The following is a 23,199-nucleotide window of genomic DNA, read 5'->3' as shown; positions in this document are numbered from 1 at the left end:
TGACAACTTTCCTGAAAGTCACCGGTGGTTGCTCCCTATCTGGCGGCACTGGCCCAGGAGCTCCAGCTGGTGACTGCCGCCATGCCCCAGCGCCGAGCCCTGGCCCAGTTGCACCTAGGCGGGGGCACTCCCAATTACCTCAATGACGCGGAAATGGCGACGTTGTGGAGTTTGATTGAGCAGCACTTTGATCTCGCGCCCCAGCTGGAGGCATCGATCGAACTGAACCCCGAGTTAGTCTCTCGTGATCAGGCCATGGAGTTGCATAGGCTGGGCTTTAACCGCATCAGCTTTGGCATCCAGGATGCAGATCCAGAAGTTCAGAAGGCGGTCAATCGGGTGGTGCCAGTTGACCAGTTATGTCGGGTCATGGCCTGGTTGCGGGAGGCTGACTTTGACAGCATAAACGTAGATCTGATTTGTGGTTTGCCCTTGCAGACAATTAGCAGATTCCAGGCCACCCTGGATTTGGTTTGCAAGTTGGGGGCCGATCGGATTTCGATGTTTTCCTTTGCCTATTTACCGGAGCAGTTACCGCTCCAACGCAAAATAGAAGCGGCCGATCTGCCTAGCCCCCGGGAACGACTTGCCATGCTTCAGGTAGCCAGAGATCAGTTTTGCGCCAATGGCTATGAAGCGATTGCTCTGGACCATTACGCCCTTCGTGGCGACAGCTTGGCGGAGGCAGCCCGTGCAGGAACGTTGCATCGCAATTTTCAGGGCTACACAACAGGTGGTGACCTAGACCTTTTGGGGGTAGGACCTACAGCAATCAGTCAGTTTCCAGGTCTTTTTTCACAGAATCATCGCGACCTCAAGGCCTACTACTATCAAGCCTTAGGCTCGGGTTGCCTGCCTACGGAGCGGGGCCTGGTGGTGGATGATCCCGATCTACTTGAGCGTCGCTCATTGATCAAGCAGGTGATGTGTCAATTCCAGGTTGACCTCCCCTTACATCGCTATCCCCAGGAATGGCTAGACCTCCAGGCCCTGGCCCGCGATGGCTTGGTCAACCTGAGGGAATCCAAGGGGATTGGTACGGCTTCTGTGACCCCCGAAGGCCGCTGGCTCCTGCGCAGTATTGCTGCAGTGCTGGATCCGCTTCAGCGGCAGCAGGCCCGCGGCTCACGCCTGATCTGAAGCCCCATAAGGGCCAGCCCAGCCAGAAGAGACACTTTCAATTGGGCATTTTAATTGGGCATTTTAATTAGACATTGTCACGAATTCCTCTGCCACTGAGGGATGCAGGGCCATGGTGCGGTCGAAGTCGGCCTTGGTGGCTCCCATGCCAATGGCGATCGCTGCCATCTGGATAATTTCAGCGGCGTGTTCGCCCACCATGTGGCAGCCAAGCACCTTGTTGCTGGCGGTCTCCACGATCAGCTTGAGCAACACCTTGGGACCTCTGGCCGGCAGGGCCTGACTCATCGGGCGGAAGCGGGCACGGTGCAGCTTGATTCCATCGATGCCGCAGCGCTCGATTGCCTGTTCTTCGCTAAGCCCCACGCTGGCCAACTCCGGCTGGGCAAATACCGCGCTGGCCACCAGGCTGTGGTCCACCTGGCGTGGCCTGTGGCCGTATACCGTGTCGGCAAAGGCGCGGCCCTCATCCACCGCAACTGGGGTCAGGTTGATGCGGTCTGTGACATCTCCAACCGCATAGATGCCGGCCACGTTGGTGCACTGGTCGCCATCTACAGGGATGCGGTTGCCCTCCACTGCCACGCCGGCAGCCTCCAGATTGAGCCCATGCAGAAAAGGCCTGCGGCCGGTGGCCAGCAGCACGCCCCCACAGGCGATCGACTCGCCGCTCTGGGTGGTGACGCTGAGTTCCCCGGGGGCGCACTGGCCGGTGATCGCCGCTGGGGAGTGGGCGAAGCGGATCTCGACGCCCTCTGCCTCCATACCGGCGCGCACCGCTTCGCTGGCCTCGCGGTCGAAGCCGCGCAGCAGGTGATCGCCGCGCACCAGCTGGGTTACCTGCACGCCTAGGCCATTGAGGATGCCGGCGAATTCGCAGGCGATGAAGCCCGCACCCACCACAACCACCCGCTCGGGGAAGCGCTCAAGTTCAAATATATCGTCGCTGAGCCAGGCCAGTTCGGCGCCGGGAATCTCGGGGCGATGGGGCCGGCCGCCCACAGCAATCAGAATCCGCTTGGAGTGGAGCTCCTGCTCACTGCCATCGGCCGCCGTCACCACCAGGCTCGTGGGTCCGCTGAAACGTCCCCAGCCCCGCAGCAGTTCCACGCCGGCCTTCTCCAGCAAGCCGATGTGCAGTGTGTTGAGCCGATCCACCTCAGCTCGCACGTTGGCCAGGAGGGTGGCGCTATCAGGTTGCACCGCGTTGATTTTCCAGCCGTAGCTGGGTGCGTCAGCCAGCAGGTGCCTGTAGGACGAGCCGTACACGAGCAATTTCTTCGGCACACAGCCGCGGATTACGCAGGTGCCGCCCACCCGGTCACCCTCCACGATCGCCACCCGCGCACCGTGGAGCGCGGCGCGTTTGGCTGCCGCCAGGCCGCCGGAGCCGGCGCCGAGCACGATCAGGTCAAAAGGGACTTGCATGAATCAGGCCAGCGCGGAGCTCACGATCTATTCGCTGTAGGGGGATCTGCCTCTTATGGGCATTGGCATAAAGGTAGACGTACTGGCGGATCACCAGTGAAATTAAATAGAGCCGAAAGCCCGCTTGAGGCAAGGAATTCCACCACCAGGTTGCTGGTTTGGTATTCAGCAGCCATGGCGGCAATCGACAGGGTTGGTGGATGGGCAGGGCGGCTAGTTCTGTTTCTAGGCCCCTATCCGGTTCCATGGCATCACCGCCAGGAGCCTGGCCATGCCCCAGAAGCCGCTTACACCGGCAAATACCAGCCCTGCCCCCACGAACCAGCTGAGCAGGATCCAGGCCGGGGCAAGGGCATGGCTGAGAACCAGCCCCAGCAGCACCAGGGACCCGGCTGCGATCTGCACCTGGCGCATCAGGGGCAGGGGGGCGTTTTGGAGTTTTCGCACCGGCAGCCCGGCCTGCTGCCAGGCCGAAACTCCGCCTTCCAGGTCGACCAAGGGGTGGGGATAGCCCTGCTGCAGAAGCTGGGTCAGGGCCTTGGTGCTGCGGTTGCCGCTTTGGCACACCAGCACCAAGGGGCCCTGGGGCAGGTTGGCCTGGGTGATGCGCGAGAGGGGCACGTTCAGGCTGCCGGCGATATGGCCACCGGCGTATTCCATTGGTTCGCGCACGTCGACCACCTTCACCCGCTGCTCAGCCAACTGCTGGGCCAGGTCGTGAACGGTGATGCGCTGGCTGGTTGCTTGGGCCAAGGCTTGCTACTGCTCGCACTTATATGACTATAAGCGCATAAAGGGCAGAAATGCCCAAATGGGGCCTGGCGCGCCCAATTTATAGCTTGCGATGGTAGGTTGATTGATTCTGTCGCTTGAGAAATTGAAATTCTCGAATCTGGGATTGCTTGCGGATTCCTTGAACGCCGGTGCCGGAATGAGCGCCCATGCGCAACAAGTAAATCTCATGACCGCATATAGGGCACCTCGAAAAATACGACCAGCCCTTGCGTTGAGGCGACAATAGCTTATAATTTGGATAGTTAATTGCATACCTGGTATGGGTCAGAGAGGCTTCTGGGACGAGCAGCAGAGGGTTGAAAAGCTCAAAACTAAAAAACCTGTTCTTGAGCGACTTTCCCAGTCGATTCCTTGGGAATCATTTCGCCCACTGCTCGAAAGAGGTTATGCGCAAGAGCGGAAAAGCAATGCTGGTCGGCGGAGAATTGATCCTCTGATCCTCTTCAAAATGCTGGTGCTCCAACAGCTTTTCAATTTGAGCGATGATGACACTGAGTTCCAGGTAAATGATCGCCGTTCTTTTGAAGAGTTTGTTGGCTTAGGCGTAATGAACGATATTCCCGATGCTACTACTATCGCCTTTTTTAGAGAAAGGCTTCGTAAGGCTGGGGTAATCGAAGAGCTGTTTGAAAAGTTTGAGGCCTATCTCCGGTCCCAAGGCCTCGAAGCCCGTGGCGGGCAGATAATTGATGCAACGTTGGTTCCAGTGCCACGGCAGCGGAATAGCAGAGAAGACAACAAGGAGATTAAAGAGAATCGCATGCCTGAAGGATGGGACGAAAACCCAAATCGATTGCAGCAAAAGGACTTAGATGCGCGATGGGTTAAAAAGAACGGCATCAATCACTATGGCTACAAGAACAGTATCTGTATCGACGTTGAACATGGATTTATCAGACGCTATGCCGTGACACCGGCCAATATCCATGACAGTCAGATGCTGCCGATGCTCCTCGATCCTGAGAACACAGATGATTATGTTTGGGCAGATTCTGCCTTTGCAGGCGAGCGCTTTGAAGACCTACTGGATCTTGGCGGTTTTGAAAGTTGCATTCACGAAAAAGGCAGCCGCAATCACCCGCTAAGCGACGCAGCCAAAGAGCGTAACCGTATTAAATCAGCAATTAGAGCTTGTGTGGAACATGTTTTTGGCTGCATGACCATGTCTATGGGTGGCAAGATGACTAGAAAGATTGGGCTTGAGAAAAACAAAGCATGGTGGGGTCTCAAGAATCTGACATTTAACTTCTTGCGATATCTTCTAAGAGCAAATCGTGCATTTGCACTCGCATGAGTAATAATTTTCATGAGGCTGCCTGATTCAATTTAGTCGTTTTGTTGTGCAAATTATTAGATCGTTTGGCGCCGCAAGGCGTTTTTTTTGCAAGCGGCTGTAGGTGTGAAATTCTTGATTTTTCGAGGTCCCCTATAATCTTCAGCAGCTTACGCGTGCTGTTTGTATGGATGCTGGCACCACCAGCAAGATCATCATTGCCCCAATAAACCTTCTGAAAAGTACGCCATATGTGGAGTGTCCCAGCGGCAATGCAGCCATACGTTTCTCCGAAGACCCTAAAGACCCTGGACACGCGCTGGTAAATATTGACCCCCCAAAAGGAAGTACAAAAGGCTTGGACTGTGATTCCAAGGCGGACACTGGCCTGAGCTTTGTTGCCTTGAACTGCCTGGAAGCCAGCATGGAAGCCAAGCAGCACAAGAAGAATTACTGAGGATCCTTTTCGGGCGCTAGCCTTAGGACCTTTGAAAAATAGGAGTGGTCGAGGGCTGTTGCGCGAGCAGGCCAAGCTGCATTGCGGATCAACAACGGTTCTGCCACGATTCAGCAGGTAGCGGCGTGAATCGGCAAGCCCTTTCAAGTGTCCCAATTCACGACGCGAGATTCGCTCAGCCAAGCAGCACCAGGCGGTTGCTTATGGAAAAAATCAACCAAGTTGCACTCACATGCTGGGCATGGAAAGCTTGTGCTGGCTGTCCAGCTTCCGCAACTGCTTCACCATCCCTTAGCAGGTATCGGTGCCTTGGGACCCGGGAATTTGCCTGCTCAGCTGTGGTTTAGTCACAAGGGGTAGGGCCCAAGGGGTGGGGTGCAGCTGCGTTTGGGTTTTGCTTGGTGATCAGATCGTGGAATCTGAAGGCTGCAGTTGTGGTCGGAGCTGCCGGCGCCAGCACCTGGGGCCAGGTGTCTGAGGGTGACGTTCCGACCGTACAGGGCTGGATCGTCAGCGCGCTCCTGATGACTGCTCAGGGGGGGGGTGTCTTCCATCTGTGGAGTCTCCGAATCCCGTTGGAGCCACGATGGATCTGCCAGCACGGGCCGGCAATGGGTCTTCATGAAGGGAGCTTCATCGTGCCAGTCAGTCCGCTGGTGCGTAAGCATGTCCGTACTCCGCTGGCATCCCCATGCTCAGGCGGACCTGAATTGCCTGATCGAGCAAAGTCACAGCCGCAAAGGCAGGAGCTAGATTATTGAGAAGCCACCTACCTACAAGTAACCGCTATTATTGAAATAATGTTCTATTTTAAAGCAATCGGCTCTTGCCTTTCTGGGAATAAAATCGAATATCCACCTCCAGCTGCTGCTATTTGGCCTCCGCCCACTGTTCCGCAGCGGGGTTGGCCTCGCCTCCAAGCGCCACTGGGTCTGTTATGCCAACTAGCATTGGCGGCAATTTTTTCAGTTGGCCACCTGTTGCTGGCTGAACAACCCGCAGTGGCCTCCAGTTGTGTGGGCAAAGTCGGAGCACCCCGCTGGCGCGTAGGCGTGGTGCCCCAGCTGCCGCCACGCCAGACCATTGCTGCCTGGCAGCCCGTCCTCACCGCGGTGGGCCGGCGTTCGGGCCAGTGCTTTGAGCTGGTGGTAGCCGGTACGATTCCGGCCTTTGAGCAGCAGCTCCGCAGCGGCGCCCTGGATTTTGCCTTCCTGAACCCCTACCACCAGGTGTTGGCCAACCAGTGGCTGGGCTTTCTGCCTCTCGTGAGGGATCGCAAGGGTCTGGAGGGGTTGCTGATGGTGCGCCGCGATAGTCCCATCAGACGGATCAGTGAACTCCAGGGAGCGGTGGTGGCTTTCCCTTCACCAAACTCCTTTGCTGCCTCCCTGTTGCCCCGGGCGCTGTTGGCGCGCGATGGCATCACGATCAATCCCCGCTACGTGGAGACCCACTCCAATGTTTATCGGTCTGTCGTACTTGGCAGCAGCAAGGCCGGTGGGGGCGTCAACAACACCCTTGTCAGGGAGCGGAAGGAAGTGAAACAGCAGCTGCGTGTGCTCTGGCGCACGCCTGTCTTCCCTGCCCACCCTTTCTCTGCCGCCAGGCGCGTGCCGTTGGCGGTCCAGGCCAAGGTGCGAGCGGCTTTCCTGCAGCTGGCCTCTAATCCCGAGGGACGCACACTGCTGGAGACTGTGCAGATGCCCAATCCTGTTCGTGCAGACCACGCCAGGGATTACGCCCCGTTGAACCGGCTTGGATTGGGCCGTTTTGTGGTGCTGGGCGGTGACGGTGACTTTCAGGAAAGTTGTCACTCCTTGGCTGCCATTCAGGCGGCCTTGATTAAGGGTAGCGCCAGGACCGGATCGGGCTCTTCTGTTGGCTTGTTTATCCACACTTCTGCCGGTTGATTCCAGCAGCGGGTGGCACCGCTCCAGCGCGTTGGATTGGCACGGCGGGCGGCCTCGTAGACATCAGTGCGCTGCTGGCAAATTGCCGCGGCAGCCCCACTGTGGCGCTGGTGGGGCGTCACGAATTTGATCGCGCTGTGGTGGTGCCGGTGGTTGTACCAATCCACAAATGCTGCCACCCATTCACAGGCCTCGCCCTTGCTGGCAAAGGGCCGGCTCGGGTAATCAGGCCGGTATTTGACCGTACGGAACAGGGATTCCGAGTACGGGTTGTCGTTTGAGACCCTTGGCCGGGAGAAGGATCTGAGCACGCCCATCTCCTCGAGCCGTGATTCCAGCGTCGCCCCGCGCATTGCATTGCCGTTGTCGGCGTGGAGGATTAGTGGCTGCTGCTGGCACTGGCGGCGGCCAAAGCCGTTGGGGCGGTGGTAGCGCTCCTTGAGGCAGGCCCGCTGCACCAGATCCGCTGCGATCTGGGCCGACTCCACCTCGGCCACATCCCATGCCACCACTTTGCGGCTCCAGACGTCGATCACCAGGTAGAGGTAGAGCCACACACCCCGCACCGTGGTCGGCAGGAAGCTGATGTCCCAGCTCCAAACCTGGTTCGGGCCATCCGCCCTGAGGCGCGGCACCGAGCGCGGTTCTTGAGGCAGCCTGGCCCTCCCCCGGCGGTGGCACTGACCCGCCTGGTGCAGCACCCGATAGAAGCTGCTCTCTGAACCAATAAAGAGCTTTTGATCGGACAGTGCCGGCACGATCTGCCCTGGCGGCAGCGCGGCGTACTCCGGCTGGTTGCACGTCAGCAGGATTCGCTGGCGCTCTTCCTCGCTCAGGCGGTGACCCACCAGCCGAGCACTGCCTTTACGGCGATCCACGCCGTCCCCATCACCCAGGAAGGCCTTCCGCCAGCGTTTGAGGGTGCGCAGGCAGATGCCGATCACACCACAGGCCCTCACCAGGCCGGCGCCCGCAGCATTGGCCTCCCCGATCAGCTCGATCACCTTCCGCCGGTGCACGGCGCTGGTCAGCCTTCCTCTTCCTCCGAACAGAAGGCATCCCACTTTTTTTGCAGCACCAGCAAAGCCGCCATCTCCGCCATGGCCTTCTCCTTGCGCTGCAGCTCCTTTTTTAGGGCTTTGATCTCCCGCTGGTCCTGGGCGCGGAGCTTCTCGAGCTCCTTCTGTTCGGCCATCGTCAGCACCGGCTTGGCGTTGGCATCCTGGGCCGCCTGCCGCCAACGGCTCACCTGCTCAGGGAACAGGCCCCGCTCGCGGCAGTAGGCGCTGAGTTCGGTGGCATTGAGCCCGGCGCTTTCCAGCACCACCGTGAACTTGTCGGCGGCGTTCCAGCCCTCTGGTTCCTTCTCGGATGCCGGCACCACCTCTCCCTGCAACCGCCAGGCCTTCCTCCATTTGTAGAGGGTCATCACGTGGATGCCCAGCTCCTCTGAAATCCGGGCAACGCTCTGCCTGTGGGGCGGGTGCATCCGTCTCCTCACATCAGCCTTAACGGCCTCGCTGTATCGGCGCATTGGTCATGTCCTCAAGCCCCCGGATGGATGGATCAAAGGGGTGACATCTTTCCTGAAACCGGGGGTGACTGAGCATTCAGTTGTTGCCGGGGCGCATCCCCCACCGCTCCCGCGCTGGGGGATGCAGCGATCGCTGGTGGCCTTGGTGAGCGTGGGCCTTGTCACCGGAGGGGTGCTTGGCTGGATCTCTTACCAGGAGTCACGGAGCTTGATCGAACAGGCTCAGGAGCGGGCCCGCATGGCCCTGGCCCGTGGGCTGGCATTAGGTCTGGCTGATCAGTTGGCAATTGATGACTATGCGGGGATGGAATCCCGCCTCGAGCAGGCCATGACTGATGAAACAATCGCATCCGCCCTGGTTGTCGATACCGAAGGCAAGGTGTTGGTGCATCTGCAGCGCCGCAGACCTTCTGATGTTCCTGAATTGGTTTTTGTCCCCCAGCGAATCCTGCCGCCACGTTCTGGGCTGGAATCCCCTGTTACGACAAACGGGATCACCACCCGCTGGAGTCCAATAGTAGCCGGCTTGCCTGTTGGCTGGTTGAAGCTGCGCACTTGGTCCTCGAGCACCGATGCGGTGCTCAGACTGCTTGCCCAGCAATATCTTGTGCTGGGCAGCTTGACGGCCGCTCTGGTAGGGACCCTGCTGGTATCAGGAAACCGTCAGATGCGGCGCCAAGCTCAGCTGCGGGAGCAACAACTGAATGATGAGAAGGTCGATCTCGAGCGCATCGCCCTTACGGATCCACTCACAGGCCTTTACAACCGACGCGGCATTGAGCGAGCTCTGCTCGAGACCATGCAGAACCCGGCCAGCCGGGCTACCGCAGCCCTGGCGGTCTGCATGATCGATCTCGACGATTTCAAGACAGTGAACGACGTCCACGGCCATGGCATTGGCGACCTGTTGCTGACAGCCGTCGCCCAAAGGTTGAGGAGTTATCTCCGCGAGGGTGACTGCGTGGGGCGCATCGGCGGTGATGAGTTTATTGCGGTGTTTCGCGGCTGCTCGGAGCGGGAGCTGGCCTTAACCCTGGCTCAGCGCATCAGTGATGGCCTCAACCAACCCTTTCGGCTCGGCGATCATTTGATACGTATCGGTGCCAGTATCGGCGTTGTGCTGGATGCAGAGCAGTCTCTTGTGCCCAACCTCTGCGAGCACCCAAGTGACGCCGCTAGCAATGCCTCCTCGTGCCTGGAGAGCCTGGTGAAGCTGGCAGACCGCGCGATGTATCTGGTGAAGCAAAATGGAAAGCGCCAGGTGGCAATCGCACCCAAAGGATTCTGATGGCACAGGTTGGTTTCGTGCAGCGCTAGATCATGCGAAGTACCCCCAAGCGAGCAGAGCGGCGAAAGCAGAGAGCAATACGCCATTTGTGTTTCCCGTGTTCTTAAATTTTGGGCTCCATAACCCGAGTCAAGATCACCGCCGAGAAGCTCAAGTCTTGAGCAAATCTTCTCCCAGAAGAAATCCCTAACCCTTGCCTGCCAGGCCCCGGACAGGTGATCCGTGGAACCACAGACACCCGTTGGAGAGACAATCATCAGGGTCCGTTTGCCAACCACTCTGACAAACTCCCGACCACCCCTGGAGATCCGCCCCTTCGAGGCGGCCGGCTGGCCGGCGCTATGGGCTCTGCTGGAGCCGGTGTTCCGCTACGCCCTGGAGTGGCCTGGATCCTGTGGGTCTTGCCTTGGGCTTGCTCAGCGTTTTGGCCTTTTCTGCTTCCGGGGTTCTGAATCGGGTCGTGGTGGATAAGGGGTGGGGTGCAGGCCTGACCATTGGCCTGACAAATCTTTTGGCAGCGTTGGTCTTTGGGACGATTACACTTGTTTTTTACGGTCCAGAGCAGTTTCTCCACATGCGCTGGTGGTGGTTATTTGGTCTGCTTTTGGTGTACACCGCTTGTATTAATCTTGGCGGTGAACTGTTGCTTTTGATGAGTTACCGCGGGCCAGGGGCGATCACGGTAGCCCTTTGGGGTAACGGTGACTTTCAGGAAAGTTGTCACTCCTTGGCTGCCATTCAGGCGGCCTTGATTAAGGGTAGCGCCAGGACCGGATCGGGCTCTTCTGTTGGCTTGTTTATCCACACTTCTGCCGGTTGACTCCAGCAGCGGGTGGCACCGCTCCAGCGCGTTGGATTGGCACGGCGGGCGGCCTCGTAGACATCAGTGCGCTGCTGGCAAATGGCCTTGGCAGCTCCACTGTGGCGCTGGTGGGGCGTCACGAATTTGATCGCGCTGTGGTGGTGCCGGTGGTTGTACCAATCCACAAATGCTGCCACCCATTCACAGGCCTCCTCTTTGTTGGCGAATGGCCGGCTGGGGTAGTCGGGGCGGTATTTGACCGTACGGAAAAGGGATTCCGAGTGTCCCGCGTCAACCCCCTTGGCCGATTGGCGTCAATCAAGTTGGCCGGTGAGGGGAACTGATCGCCCCCCAGTTGTCGCCGGCGACAACTGGGGGGCGATGACGCTGGAGGCGACACGAAAACTGAGCCACACATCAGTCCGAGCCATTGCCAGCACTGACTTCCTCTGATCGGCACCAGGCGACAACCACGTTGGCCGGTTAGGCGCCGAGACCTCTGCTGAGCCTTGCCCTGGAGCGCACGAGCCGGCGGACCGCACAGTCCGCCGGCAGCGCGGAGCTCCCCGCCGGGGTCTGGCACCATCGGCACCAGGTTGTCGCCGGACGACAATCTCCCGGGCTGTTCTCCGCTTCTCTACGGCTGCTGTGGCTATTTGCTGCCGCTGCGCCGGCTTGCTTGGGCGCGGCGGTGGCTGTCGCCGCTGATCTCGACGATGTGGCAGTGGTGCACCAGCCGGTCCACCGCCGCCACGGTCATTGAGCTGCTGGGGAAGATCTCATCCCAGGCGGTGAACGGCTGATTGGCGGTGATCAGCAGCGATCGGCGCTCGTAGCGGTGGCAGATCAGCTCAAACAGCACGCTGCTCTCCTGTTCATCCCGCCGCACATAGCCAATGTCATCGATCAGCAGCAGCGGGTAGCGATCCAGCCGCTCCAGCGCTGCCGGCAGGTTGTATTCGGCGCGGGCCTTCTGCAGCTCCTGCACCAGGCTCGTGGCGGGATAGAAGCGGCAGGCCTGATCCAGGCCGATCTGCGCCAGGGCGATGCCGATGGCCAGATGGGTTTTGCCCACACCGCTGGGGCCGAACAAGAGCACGTTTTCACTCCGCTGCAGCCACTCGCTCTGGCGGCTCAAGGCCTCCAGCTCCTGCCATCGGTGCGCCTCGATTCGGCCGCCATGGTCGTAATCCGCCAGCACCTTGCTCCAGGGCAGCTGGGCTGATCGCAGCAACCGTTGCTGGCGGGCCTGCTGGCGCTGCTCCACCTCCTGCTCACAGAGGGCATAGAGAAACTGGCTGGGGCTCCAGCCCTCGCCCTCAGCCTGCGAGGCGATGCTCTGCCAGTGGCAGCGGATCCATGCCAACCGCAGCTGTCGCAGCAGGATCGGCAGGGCGGCTTCCGCCGCCTGGGGCCGCGGGATGGAGGGCAAGGAGGTCGTCATAGCTCTGCAGGCTGTGTTGGGGAATGCGTTGCGGTGGGTGGGGGCGATGGGGCGGCAGCCGGAAGCGTTGCTGCAGCGCCGCCAGCGACAGCCCTTGCCGTTGATGGGCCTTCTCGAGCCAACCCAGCACTGGCTCGTAGCCCGCCAGGCGGCAGCCCACATACAGCGCCTCGACCATCAATCGGGCGGCGGCGTCACGGTCACCGCCATTGCGCAGCTGCTGCCACAGCTGCCACCAGCGCTCATCGGGGAACAGCTCCCGCTGGTAACTGCAGTGCAGCAATGCCCGGGGTTTTCGCCTGAGCGCATCGATCAGGTGCTCCAGATCGATGCTCCACGCCCGCCCATGACGCTCGACACCGCCGTGGCGCCGCTCCAGTTCGCAGGCGATCTGCCGGCCCAGAAGCAGCTGCAGCCGGTCGTGGAAGATCCGCACCGTCAGCCGCTGGTCGATCAGCCGCGGCGGCACCGAATACACGACTCTGCGTACCTCGATCGTGCTGGTGCGCCGCACCGTGAGCTGTTCAATGTCGTAGTCGGCAAAACGAAACCGCGGTAGTGGCCGCAGCGCCGCCTGCTCCTGCTCCAGCCGGATCAGGCGCGGCCTGTTGTACTGGTCAATCACCGCGGCCAGAAAAGCCTGGTATTCAGCCAGCGACTCGAAATCACTGCTGCCGCGCAGCAGCAACGCCTGCTCGATCCGCCGCTTGAGATGGCCATGGGGACTCTCCACACGGCCGTTCTCATGCGCCACCCCCAGGTTGTTGCGGCTGTAGGCCAGGCTGTAGTGGCTGCAGAGGGCGTGATAACGGCGGGTGATGTCGGAGCTGAAACTGCCGTTGCGGTTACGGCACGCTGCTGATAACCGGTCGGTGCGCAGTTCACCTGGCACCCCGCCGCAGGCAGCCAGAGCGTTCTGCAGACCCTCGGAGAGGGCTGCAAAACTCTCGCCGCCCTGGACCACCTGCGCATAGCTCCAGCCGCTCCAGGCCAGGCGGTAGTGGAACAGCAGATGGGGGAACACCTGGCCGGCGATCGTCACCTCCACCCCCTTGAGCTGGGTGAAGTCACAGAAGGCAATTTCGCCAGGCTCATAGCTCAAAGGGAAGATCACCTCCGGCGCCGGGCCGTGCAGTGCCTTCCACTCCCGCACCCGGCGCTGCAGGGTGCGCTGTAGCGGAATCCAGTCCACATCAGGTTTCTGCTGCTGCAGATGCTCCAGGAGCGTGATCGGCGTCAGCGCGGGTGAGCGCTGCAGCAACGGCACCAGCTCCTCCTCCCATACCCCTACCAGCGGATCGGGGCGGGTGCGGCCACGGGGCTGGTTCGCCCGCGGCTGCAGCTGATTGCATTCAATCCGGCGAGCACTGCGCACTGAGATGCCCGCCGCCGCGGCAGCAGCCTCCTGGCTGCTGCCGCCTCGTCGTTTCGTCATGAACAGATTGCGTTGGTGGCTTGTCAGTGGTGCCGGCATCACCTGGTCCCTGCGCATCGGCACCAGGGTCTCCAGCACTCACCCCACCGGCCAACGAGCTTGTCGCCGACCGGCCAACTTCATTGTCGGCGGACATCCGAGTATGGGTTGTCGTTTGAGACCCTTGGCCGGGAGAAGGATCTGAGCACGCCCATCTCCTCGAGCCGTGATTCCAGCGTCGCCCCGCGCATTGCATTGCCGTTGTCGGCGTGGAGGATTAGTGGCTGCTGCTGGCACTGGCGGCGGCCAAAGCCGTTGGGGCGGTGGTAGCGCTCCTTGAGGCAGGCCCGCTGCACCAGATCCGCGGCGATCTGAGCCGACTCCACCTCGGCCACATCCCAGGCCACCACTTTGCGGCTCCAGACGTCGATCACCAGGTAGAGGTAGAGCCACACACCCCGCACCGTGGTCGGCAGGAAGCTGATGTCCCAGCTCCAAACCTGGTTCGGGCCATCCGCCCTGAGGCGCGGCACCGAGCGCGGTTCTTGAGGCAGCCTGGCCCTCCCCCGGCGGTGGCACTGACCCGCCTGGTGCAGCACCCGATAGAAGCTGCTCTCTGAACCAATAAAGAGCTTTTGATCGGACAGTGCCGGCACGATCTGCCCTGGCGGCAGCGCGGCGTACTCCGGCTGGTTGCACGTCAGCAGGATTCGCTGGCGCTCTTCCTCGCTCAGGCGGTGACCCACCAGCCGAGCACTGCCTTTACGGCGATCCACGCCGTCCCCATCACCCAGGAAGGCCTTCCGCCAGCGTTTGAGGGTGCGCAGGCAGATGCCGATCACACCACAGGCCCTCACCAGGCCGGCGCCCGCAGCATTGGCCTCCCCGATCAGCTCGATCACCTTCCGCCGGTGCACGGCGCTGGTCAGCCTTCCTCTTCCTCCGAACAGAAGGCATCCCACTTTTTTTGCAGCACCAGCAAAGCCGCCATCTCCGCCATGGCCTTCTCCTTGCGCTGCAGCTCCTTTCTGAGGGCTTTGATCTCCCGCTGGTCCTGGGCGCGGAGCTTCTCGAGCTCCTTCTGTTCGGCCATCGTCAGCACCGGCTTGGCGTTGGCATCCTGGGCCGCCTGCCGCCAACGGCTCACCTGCTCAGGGAACAGGCCCCGCTCGCGGCAGTAGGCGCTGAGTTCGGTGGCATTGAGCCCGGCGCTTTCCAGCACCACCGTGAACTTGTCGGCGGCGTTCCAGCCCTCTGGTTCCTTCTCGGATGCCGGCACCACCTCTCCCTGCAACCGCCAGGCCTTCCTCCATTTGTAGAGGGTCATCACGTGAATGCCCAGCTCCTCTGAAATCCGGGCCACGCTCTGCCTGTGGGGCGGGTGCATCCGTCTCCTCACATCAGCCTTAACGGCCTCGCTGTATCGGCGCATTGGTCATGTCCTCAAGCCCCCGGATGGATGGATCAAAGGGGTGACATCTTTCCTGAAACCGGGGGTAATGGCGGAATATTTGTGTCGTTTGTGAGTGCCTATCTGCTGCTTGGCGAAGCGCTCAGAGTGCACACATTGATAGCGGCTTTGTTGATCTTGGCGGCATTGCTGCTAGCTGGCGCGAAGCCAGTTAGCAATCTTGAGGTGGCCTAACGCACATAGCCAGCGCTACGCATCAGCTTTTGTGCCTCATCGGAGACCAGGAATTGAATGAAGGATGCGGCTTGTGGATCCGCAGAGGTCGATAGAGCAATATTCAGATCTCTCCAGATGTTTCGATTACTCGAAATGGGAATTGCCTGGAGGACGTTGGGATTGTCAACGGCCCATTCAGGCCAGGTGATCTAGGCGTCGGCATCAAGCTCCTTGAATGCCTTGAAGCTGGCGACGGAACCCGTGGAAAAAGCCACAATATTGCGGCGGAAGCGCTTGATATCCTCCAGATTTACTAGTCGCCCGGCTATGTCTTCCCAAGTGCCTGTGCCAGAGGTATTGGCAATGCCAGATCCTTCGGTGACGACGATGCGTATGCCTGGCTGGAGCAAATCCTCAAATCTTTGAATGCGGCGGGGGTTTCCAGTCTTAACCGCAATGATTGCAGGACGTAGATAGATAGGGACAACATCTGCCGATGGGAAGCTGGGAAATGATTGCAGAAATGCGGTCATTGATTGCTCTGGCGTTCCCCAGATGATGTCCGCGTCGACCTGCGCTTGTCGGCTCCAGGATGGTTCTGGTCCGCAGGTGATCCAGACAATCAGATCGTTGCTCCGTTCCCATGCATCTGCCACTTTGCGCAAGGCATTTTGCGGTCCGCAGGCACCATAAAGTCTGATCACACCATCTCGAGCCTGGGGGCGGTTTACTTCTGTGGGAGATGAATTTCTCTGAGCCATAGATGCAGCAGGGAACAGGGTGGTGGTAAGTGCCAAAAGGGTGTACAGGATTCTATGCATAGCAACCCAGTGTTTGAATTAGTGCTGATGTTACGATTTTATTGGCAACTTCAATGAAGACCTACCGGCGTTAGCAATGTTCCCCATGGAAGGCAGATTCTTTCAGCGAGTTGTCAAATTACAAGTATTATCAAATGTGTCCGTCTTTTCAAGTGAAATTCGGCTTTTGCGTCTCGCGCAGCAATATGCATTGCTGTCTGAAGCACAATCTTGTTGTTTCTCCTGGCTTGAATCATAGAGTCGCCGATTTCAAGAGTTTTAAAACCTGCCGAGAGCGATCGCGGCAGGTCGGCCGTATGATTGCAGATGGTTGCCTTGTTAACGCACTACTTGTTATTTTGCAAAGTCATCGCTGCGAGGTAGTAATATCAGCGCATAGCCACAATCCATCAAGCCGTCTTCCAGTTTTTATGTTCTAGCACCGGCTCTATTTAACAAGGTTTGGCGCCCTAGGCTATGCGCGGATAGTGGTGGAAATTTCTCTACCGAGCAGGTCTGTTGGGCAGCCCTCCATTGCAGAAGTTGGCTGCAATGGCCGTGCGGTCGCCGCCCTTGATGCTGGGACTGCTGCGCTCCAGCCATGCCAGCCCAGCGTCGTAGCACTTGTTCCACCGTGCGGCTTGCTCAGCGACGGGGGCAAGCGACATCGCAATCGAGATTGCGCTTGCCGTGGCGGCCAAGGCCAGTACCGGGAACAGGTGGGCGTTGATCATTTCGCGAATGCTGAGCTTCCGTTCGTCGTGATCTGGCATGAGAGGCATTGAGAGGGAAGCGTATCCATTGTGGATGCCCCGTGCTGGATCGCCTGGATCGCCTGGCTCCCCGGGTTCAAGACAGTTGTTAGCCCCGCTTATCAGCACAACAGTGGGGTTATCGGTTGGGGTTGCCCCGGCACGCTGGCGCTGCTGGGCGGTGCAGTGTTGCCGCGGATGGAGGGGTGAGGGTCTGGGAACCATCAAACTGAGGGTGTGCATCACGGCGGGGGCTGAAACGGATTCAGCAGCCGCACTCTGCAGCCGGCGAAGTCATCGATATTGCGCGTAACAACCATGAGGTCGTGCAGCAGGGCGATGGCGGCGATCTGCTTATCGATGGCGTTGTGGGGATTGGGGACCCGCAGTCGCCCCCAAATCTGGGCTGCATCGCCATCAAGGTCCAGCACCCGATCGCCGTAGGTCTGCAAAACCTCAGCCAGCCACTGCTCCAGCAGTTGAGCTTGCTGTTGATCCCCCCTATTGCGAATCAACTCCACCCCGTGGCGTAGCTCACCGATGGTGACCGCCGCCAGAAAAAGCGGGGTATTGTCTCGGGCTGCAGCAGCCCAAAAGTCCTGCACACCCGCATCAGCGCGGCGCCCCTTGCGGGCCTCGCTGATCACGTTGGTGTCAATCAAAAACATCACGGTCCCCTGCTTGATCCCCCGGGCGCTGGAAATCGGCATCCACACCGACATCCGGCATGGCAGCCAGTAATTCCGCCAGGTTGCACCGCGGTGGGCTCAGCAGCGCAGCGGACAGGATCGCCCGCAGTTCCGCTTCCTGGCTGCGGCCATGGGCGCCAGCGCGCTTCTTGAGCGCCTGGACCAGGGCGTCATCGACGCCGCGCACCAACAGATCAGGCATGGCTCCATCACAGCGTCGCTAGCAATGCTATCGCCATTGGCGCCTCTGGATCGGGATGGCCAGCAGGGTCAAGGCCAAGGCGACCGCTCGGTGGGAATTACTGAGTGCTCCTTTCGGTGCCACTCGGGCGGCCTTGACCCGGCGGCTCAGTGGGCGCGTGAGGGAGCGTTTTTTCTCCTGCCTGCGATGCACCCCACCTCCACCCTGCTCCGCTCCAGCAGCACCAAGCAGCCCAAGGCCGGCCAGGCCAGCACAGCAGTTCTGCAGCTGGTGCTCTTCTCCTTGCCCGAGCCAATCGGCAGCTGCTGGGATCTGATCTGCCCAGAGGAAGCCTGGGAGCAGCCCTTGAGCCCGGCCGTCTCAGGCCACCAGGATGCCCACTTCCTGTAGCAGCCGCCGCTGGCGAAGGGCGTCCACGAAGTGGTGGGCCGCCATGGCGCCGCTCACGGCCACCGGCGGCACGCCGATGCCGGGGAACACTCCGGCGCCGCAGAGCACCAGCCCCTGCACAGGAGTGCCGCCGGCGGGAAACGGCCCCCGATCGGCGGGCCAGGCCGGGCCGTAGCTGCCCTGGTGCAGCCGCAGGAAGTGGCGGTGGGTAAGGGGGGTGCCCTGCAGCTCGATCACCACCCGCTCGCGCCAATCGGGCAGAACGCCATCGAACACCTGGTGGAACACCGCGCAGCGCTCCTGCTTGAGGCGTTCGTAATCGGCACTGCCCCGCTCCAATTCCCTCCAGAGCTCCCAGGGTTCGTTGGCGGGGGTGTAGCCATGCAGCACCTGATGCCCCGTGGGCGCCAGGGAGGGATCCAGCAGCGACGGCATCGACAGCACCACCATGTTGCGCTCGGCGCCGATGCCCCGCTGCCAGTCGCCCACCCAGACGTGATGGATCGGCAGCTCAGTCAGGTCATCGCCGCGCAGGCCCAGGTGCCAGTGCAGGAAGCTGGCACAGGCCGGGGTGGCCTGCCGCCGCCGCCTCCAGCGCTCAGAAACGGAGCCCTCTGGGAGCAGGGCCAGCAGATCCCAGGGGCTGAGGTTGGCGATCACGCCCAACCGGGCACCAATGCGTTCGCCCCCGGTGAGCCGTACCCCGCAGGCCCTGCCACCTTCCACCAGGATCTCTGCCACCGGGGAGCGGCACTGAAGCCGGCCGCCGTGGCGCTCCAGGCCGCGCACCAGTGCCTCCACCACCGCGGGGCTGCCGCCGATCGGGTAGTCCAGAGCGGCATCGGGTTCGAACCACTCGCCGAACATGGTGGCCATCGCCGCGGCGCTGGTCTGCTCCATCCCCAGCCCGGAGATCAGGAAGCAGAGGAGCTCCACCCAGTGGAGCAGGAAGGGATCGCGCAGGTGGCGACGGGCGAGCGGTCCGAAGGCACCCCCCAGCTGGGCCAGCCTGCCCGCCTGGGCGAGCAGCCCCAAACCCTGGCTGCCAAGGACGGCCGCCGTGCCCAGACCAGGCCGCAGGGCCAGCAGCGGCAGGGAACGGGCAGCGGCGCAGAAGGGCTGCAGGACCTGCATGAAGCGGGCCCATTCGGCGGCGGCGGCAGCTCCGCGCAGGTCGCGCACCACGGCCAGGAAGGGCTCCAGGCCCACACCCACCCGCAGCTGGCCCTCGGGCAGCAGCAGGCCCCACTCGTGGTAGCGCTGGACCGGCACCTCCTCCCCGATCGCCCGCAGCACTTGGGCCAGCGGATTGCTGCTGGGCCAGCTCCCCAGACCGCTCCAGAGGGAGGGCCCGGATTCGAAGGCAAAGCCTTTGCGCTGGAAGCCATGGGCCGCGCCGCCGGGCTGGTCGTGGGCTTCGAGCACCAGCACCTCGAGGCCATGGCGGGCGGCCATGGCGGCGGCACAGAGACCCCCCAGCCCGCTGCCCACCACCAGCAGATGAGGCCCCGGGGCCGGCGGGATGCCTTTCAGATCCGGCACAGCTGCTCCAGGCCAGGGCAGAGGCGGTAAGCGGCCTTAGTTAGGGGGGCCAGCAGGGTTCCGTCGCTGAGGATCGCCATAGGGTGATGCTATGGAAAACTGCCTTGCCGATGCGGCGATGTTGAACCAGGGCAGTTTCAGACCAAGGGCTTCGATTGGATCCATTACGAGCTTGTTGAGAGCACGGCCTAGAACGACTTGTGGCTCGTCTGAGCGAATAGGCAGAACAGGATGGGAGTGATAAGCACCGTTGACAATCTTGCGTCTGATCAGGGAGTTCCCTGCCTCCAGCCCGCACACATAGGCTCGTTCCTGGCACAGACCCTTGGCTCCATGTTCTCGGTCGCCCATCCGCACCCAGTCGCCAGCGCAGACGATCGACTCCACTGAGGTTTCCAAGGGTGGCCGTTTTCTGAAACTGCCCGGAGAAAAGAGCGACACCGAGCCTGGATAGCGCCGTACTTCGGAATCAACAACCCTGGCATTGCTGAATTCTGGATGGGCGATGGGAAGCAGGAAGCAGGTCGCGCGTGAGCCGATCGATGATCTCTTGATCGCTCATCGCTGCGATAGCCGATGCGTTGTAAAAGTCGCTGGCGACCACCGAGCCCTGGGGCTGCTCATTACCCCAGAGAGCCTGTTGAGCATCCTTGTGCAGCTGATCCAGCATGAAAAAAGTGCCCCCAGAGCCCTTCAGGGATTCGAAGCGGGAGAACACGTTGGCTGGGTAAGCGATTGGAACATAACGATCTAGCCATAGACGTGCTGACACGACATCGATGGAACCAAGCGATGCAGCGCCAACAAGCTCTGGTGCTGCCTTGCTGAGTTCTGGAGATTGAGCCATCAGAGACTTGAGCCCTTTTGCACCAACGGCCATAACCACAGCATCCACATCCTCAATCACCTGAACTGATTTGGTCTCTACGTTCATAAGCTCAACCGAGCTGACGCGCAGCGAGTCGGGCGATACCTTCACCCGTCTCACCAACGTTCCCCCCATGACCTGCAAATGATGGCGGGAGATTAGCCTTCGACTCAGGGGCGCAAATAGATGTTCGGCAATGCTTTTCGACTTGATCCAGCGGACATCAAATGAGTCTTGGTGGGCCAGAGCGTAGTAATAAAGGAGCTCCATGGTGACCGCGGCCGAAAGCTCTTCGGGCGGCTTGAACAAGCCAACCAGTACGGTGGGATGCAAGAACTCATTGATGAGCCGATCGCTGATGCCGAGCTTGACAAAGAGTGATTGCGCGTCGAGATCGTCGTATTGCTGGAAAATCTTGTCGCTGCGATAGAGGTCAAGCATTGCATACAGAAGCCCTGCAATACTGAGCCGGTCTTGAATGGGTAGTCGGGTGAAGTTGGTGAATGTCGCCACCATCTGGCCAAGGGGACTTGGCCATTGGGGTGTCTCTCCAAAGACAGGCGCTGTTGCTTCTAACCCATCGGGCGACCAGAAGGCACTGGTTGTGAAGTCAGTGAAGATATCGCCAGCGCCGAGTTCATCGGTTAGGGCATTGATGTTGGGATAGTCTTTCCAAAAACCTCTGGTACCTGCCTCGAAAGGTTTGCCGCTTTTGGTTGTGATTGGTTGACTGCCTGTTGGATCGGGCATCCCATCAATCAAGGTGACACGAATACCGGCTTCACAGAGTGCCTTGGCTGCGCCCCAACCAGCCCAGCCAGCTCCGATGACGACTACATGGGATGGCCTTCCGCCGGGCATGGTCTCGTCTGGCATGGCAGCTACGGAGGTCGGCTCATCTTTTGCAAGTTACTCAATGAGTGATGGAGCTCGCCGACTGCAACCGCCGACACCCTCAACACAGAGCTGAATGAAATTTGGGATGGGTGGTGGTCTTAATCTTGGAGTGGCCTTTGAGTAAACTCGAGAGTGCATAAGTAGCGGGTGTATCCCCTTACCTCAATTTCCTGGCAACGTTTAGCGGAAACGACCGCACCTGCAGGCATCTGCTCTTGGGCTCTTGCAATGGCGTTGTTCTTGTCCCAGATCGAGGATGCGGTGATGCTGCCTGCTTGTGCGGCGGGATTAAGCAACGGCAAGGCGGCAACCATGACCGCTGCGCCAAACAATACCTGGTGATGAATGCCCGGAACATTTGGAACTGCCATTTTTGGTTACTGATGAATTCAGGAAGAGATCAAATTCCCATCGCGCCTGCAATCGCTTTGGCGAGCACTGACTGGTAGGTCAGGCGTAGGTATCCCCCATCTTAGCGGCCCGTATACTTGTTCCTCTGCCAGGGGGGCCTGCGCCTGACTTAGAGTCAATTCTGCTTAAGCACACATCTCAGACAGAAGAGTGTTTTCACCCATGAATGCGCAGGATTTGCTAGGTAAGCTTGTCGAAGAGCTCGCTTCCGAGCAAATCAAGGTGATCGACCTCACCCAGCCCTCTCCCCAGAGTTTCAAACCCTCGACCTGCCTCAGCAGTTCGGGCAATGCGAGCCGTTGCGCATCGAGAAGGTGTCCGAATACGACGAGCGCGGCCCTCTTTGGTACTGGAACAATTTCTCCTGAACGAACATACCGGTACCCATTTCGATGCTCCGATCCACTGGGTGACTGGCAAAGACCTAGTCAACAACTCGGTTGATACTTTGCTTGTTCAGGAATTGGTGGGGCCGGCCCTCGTCATCGATTGCTCTGCGGATTCTGCGGCAAACCCAGACTTCCTTCTCGACATCCCCTCCATCGAACGCTGGGAGGCCACCAATGGCAGTATCGACAAGGGTTCCTGGGTGCTGATGCGGACCGACTGGTCGAAGCATTCACGATCGGACCGCTTCAAAAATATGGATGAGACTTGCCAGCACACCCCGGGACCGACACCGGAGGCAGTGAGGTTCCTCGTTGAAGATCGGGGTATTCGGGGCTTCGGCACTGAGACCATTGGCACCGACGCAGGACAGGCACACTCGATGAACCCGCCTTATCCAGCCCACCACTATCTGCACGGAGCCGGACGTTACGGACTTCAGTGCCTGACGAACCTGGACCTACTACCCACCCGGGGCGCCGTCATCATCTGTCCGCCTCTGAAGCTGGAACGCGGCTCCGGCAGCCCGCTCAGGGTGCTTGCCCTGGTTTCTGCTTAGATCTGGCCTGCATACAACGAAAGCCCCAGGTCCCGAATACCCCGGGGCATCCAGGCTCCCCAAGCCGTGGGGTATTAATGGCCGGCCTTCCGGCGGTCTAAGCGGACTCCCGATCATCTGCAGAAACCCAGAGCGCTGCCAAGATGATCAGCATGAAACACGTCCTCCTTGCGACCGCCGTTGCAATAGCCCTGGCTACCAGCAACTCGATGTTGCCCGCCACCGCTCAGCCCATGAGTCAGGTCGACACCGTCACCACGGCTCTCAATTCCATGCCGGACATCATCTTCTACAAAGATACGCAAGGCATATACCGCGGTGGTAACACCGCATGGGCCGCCCTACTGGGCAAGCCGCTCGACCAATTAATTGGCAAATCCGACTTGGATCTCTTCCCAGTAGAGATGGCCAAATCTTTTCAGGCCTTTGACAAAGCCATGCTCGCCGGTGGTAAACCCACCCGAAACAAAGAATGGTTGGTCTATCCCAATGGGAAGAAGGTTTACGTTGAGACGTTGAAAACACCCTGGATTGGCAAGAACGGTCAAGTGCTGGGCGTGCTCGGTATTTCCCGCCTGATCAAGCCCTGA

At 60.1% G+C, this 23,199-nt stretch carries 19 protein-coding genes and 4 pseudogenes; 7 read left to right on the top strand and 16 right to left on the bottom strand.

All coding sequences use genetic code 11. The annotated features are described in order from the left end of the window. The first annotated feature begins 24 nt into the window (after positions 1–24). A complete protein-coding gene (gene hemN / locus H8F27_RS15570) occupies positions 25–1,140 on the top strand; it encodes an oxygen-independent coproporphyrinogen III oxidase (protein ID WP_197149291.1) in 1,116 nt (371 codons plus the stop codon). Between the two features lie 63 nt (positions 1,141–1,203). On the opposite strand, the gene gorA is transcribed toward hemN, so the two are convergent. Further along, positions 1,204–2,568, bottom strand: a complete 1,365-nt coding sequence (gene gorA, locus H8F27_RS15565) for a glutathione-disulfide reductase (RefSeq protein ID WP_197149290.1) — start codon at positions 2,566–2,568, stop codon at positions 1,204–1,206. 225 nt (positions 2,569–2,793) lie between these two features. Next, positions 2,794–3,321: a rhodanese-like domain-containing protein gene (locus H8F27_RS15560; RefSeq protein ID WP_197149289.1), complete on the bottom strand. Its 528-nt coding sequence runs from the start codon at positions 3,319–3,321 to the stop codon at positions 2,794–2,796. A 301-nt stretch (positions 3,322–3,622) separates the two neighbouring features. Between H8F27_RS15560 and H8F27_RS15555 the strand changes: the two genes are divergently transcribed. Continuing rightward, positions 3,623–4,657 carry an IS5 family transposase gene (locus tag H8F27_RS15555; protein ID WP_197148811.1) on the top strand — a complete coding sequence of 345 codons (1,035 nt, stop codon included), beginning with the start codon at positions 3,623–3,625 and terminating at the stop codon, positions 4,655–4,657. Between the two features lie 10 nt (positions 4,658–4,667). Here H8F27_RS15555 and H8F27_RS15550 read toward each other — a convergent pair whose 3' ends face one another. Further along, complete coding sequence (locus H8F27_RS15550; protein ID WP_197149288.1) at positions 4,668–5,276, bottom strand: hypothetical protein; 609 nt, start codon at positions 5,274–5,276, stop codon at positions 4,668–4,670. 797 nt (positions 5,277–6,073) lie between these two features. Between H8F27_RS15550 and H8F27_RS15545 the strand changes: the two genes are divergently transcribed. Beyond that, entirely contained in the window at positions 6,074–7,003 is a 930-nt protein-coding gene (locus tag H8F27_RS15545; protein WP_231596355.1) for a phosphate/phosphite/phosphonate ABC transporter substrate-binding protein, read from the top strand. On the opposite strand, the pseudogene H8F27_RS15540 reads toward H8F27_RS15545, so the two are convergent. Beyond that, a pseudogene (locus H8F27_RS15540) lies at positions 6,922–8,537 on the bottom strand (IS3 family transposase). The gene H8F27_RS15545 and the pseudogene H8F27_RS15540 overlap by 82 nt on opposite strands. A 121-nt stretch (positions 8,538–8,658) precedes the next feature. Here H8F27_RS15540 and H8F27_RS15535 point away from each other — a divergent pair. Continuing rightward, the gene (locus H8F27_RS15535; protein WP_197149286.1) at positions 8,659–9,825 is read left to right on the top strand and encodes a diguanylate cyclase; all 1,167 of its coding nucleotides are present in this window, start codon (positions 8,659–8,661) and stop codon (positions 9,823–9,825) included. A gap of 738 nt (positions 9,826–10,563) precedes the next feature. Here the strand turns inward: H8F27_RS15535 and H8F27_RS15530 are convergent. The 9 genes and pseudogenes from H8F27_RS15530 to H8F27_RS15500 all read right to left on the bottom strand — a co-directional run. Then, a pseudogene (locus H8F27_RS15530) lies at positions 10,564–10,905 on the bottom strand (integrase core domain-containing protein); the annotation flags it as partial. Between the two features lie 374 nt (positions 10,906–11,279). Further along, entirely contained in the window at positions 11,280–11,993 is a 714-nt protein-coding gene (gene istB / locus H8F27_RS15525) for an IS21-like element helper ATPase IstB (RefSeq protein ID WP_231596354.1), read from the bottom strand. Further along, the gene (gene istA / locus H8F27_RS17790) at positions 11,947–13,584 is read right to left on the bottom strand and encodes an IS21 family transposase (protein WP_231596353.1); all 1,638 of its coding nucleotides are present in this window, start codon (positions 13,582–13,584) and stop codon (positions 11,947–11,949) included. The genes istB and istA overlap by 47 nt, the downstream gene beginning before the upstream one ends. Positions 13,585–13,625: 41 nt before the next feature. Beyond that, positions 13,626–14,387, bottom strand: a complete 762-nt coding sequence (locus tag H8F27_RS17785) for a DDE-type integrase/transposase/recombinase (RefSeq protein ID WP_231596352.1) — start codon at positions 14,385–14,387, stop codon at positions 13,626–13,628. A 23-nt stretch (positions 14,388–14,410) separates the two neighbouring features. Continuing rightward, positions 14,411–14,872, bottom strand: coding sequence for a helix-turn-helix domain-containing protein (locus tag H8F27_RS17780; RefSeq protein ID WP_231596284.1), 462 nt, complete (start codon positions 14,870–14,872; stop codon positions 14,411–14,413). 254 nt (positions 14,873–15,126) lie between these two features. Beyond that, positions 15,127–15,873 (bottom strand): annotated as a pseudogene (locus tag H8F27_RS15515) (substrate-binding domain-containing protein). Positions 15,874–16,415: 542 nt separating this feature from the next. Next, positions 16,416–16,685 carry a hypothetical protein gene (locus tag H8F27_RS15510; RefSeq protein WP_197149275.1) on the bottom strand — a complete coding sequence of 90 codons (270 nt, stop codon included), beginning with the start codon at positions 16,683–16,685 and terminating at the stop codon, positions 16,416–16,418. A 221-nt stretch (positions 16,686–16,906) separates the two neighbouring features. Beyond that, positions 16,907–17,374: a type II toxin-antitoxin system VapC family toxin gene (locus H8F27_RS15505; RefSeq protein ID WP_231596351.1), complete on the bottom strand. Its 468-nt coding sequence runs from the start codon at positions 17,372–17,374 to the stop codon at positions 16,907–16,909. Then, positions 17,319–17,555, bottom strand: a complete 237-nt coding sequence (locus tag H8F27_RS15500; protein ID WP_197149273.1) for a DNA-binding protein — start codon at positions 17,553–17,555, stop codon at positions 17,319–17,321. The genes H8F27_RS15505 and H8F27_RS15500 overlap by 56 nt, the downstream gene beginning before the upstream one ends. A 186-nt stretch (positions 17,556–17,741) precedes the next feature. Between H8F27_RS15500 and H8F27_RS15495 the strand changes: the two genes are divergently transcribed. Then, positions 17,742–17,945, top strand: coding sequence for a hypothetical protein (locus H8F27_RS15495; protein ID WP_197149271.1), 204 nt, complete (start codon positions 17,742–17,744; stop codon positions 17,943–17,945). Here H8F27_RS15495 and H8F27_RS15490 read toward each other — a convergent pair. The 3 genes and pseudogenes from H8F27_RS15490 to H8F27_RS15480 form a co-directional block, all read right to left on the bottom strand. Next, a complete protein-coding gene (locus tag H8F27_RS15490; RefSeq protein ID WP_255517708.1) occupies positions 17,916–19,487 on the bottom strand; it encodes an NAD(P)/FAD-dependent oxidoreductase in 1,572 nt (523 codons plus the stop codon). The genes H8F27_RS15495 and H8F27_RS15490 overlap by 30 nt on opposite strands. 120 nt (positions 19,488–19,607) lie before the next feature. Further along, positions 19,608–21,231, bottom strand: a pseudogene (locus H8F27_RS15485) (FAD-dependent oxidoreductase); the annotation flags it as partial. 119 nt (positions 21,232–21,350) lie between these two features. Next, positions 21,351–21,623: a hypothetical protein gene (locus H8F27_RS15480; protein ID WP_231596350.1), complete on the bottom strand. Its 273-nt coding sequence runs from the start codon at positions 21,621–21,623 to the stop codon at positions 21,351–21,353. A gap of 329 nt (positions 21,624–21,952) precedes the next feature. Here H8F27_RS15480 and H8F27_RS15475 point away from each other — a divergent pair, with 329 nt between their 5' ends. Beyond that, positions 21,953–22,609: a cyclase family protein gene (locus H8F27_RS15475; RefSeq protein ID WP_197149270.1), complete on the top strand. Its 657-nt coding sequence runs from the start codon at positions 21,953–21,955 to the stop codon at positions 22,607–22,609. A 143-nt stretch (positions 22,610–22,752) separates the two neighbouring features. Next, positions 22,753–23,199: a PAS domain-containing protein gene (locus H8F27_RS15470; protein WP_197149268.1), complete on the top strand. Its 447-nt coding sequence runs from the start codon at positions 22,753–22,755 to the stop codon at positions 23,197–23,199.

It is taken from the genome of Synechococcus sp. CBW1108, from assembly GCF_015840335.1.
Classification (GTDB): Bacteria; Cyanobacteriota; Cyanobacteriia; order PCC-6307; family Cyanobiaceae; genus Cyanobium_A.
This window is presented reverse-complemented; position numbering and strand designations above follow the sequence as displayed.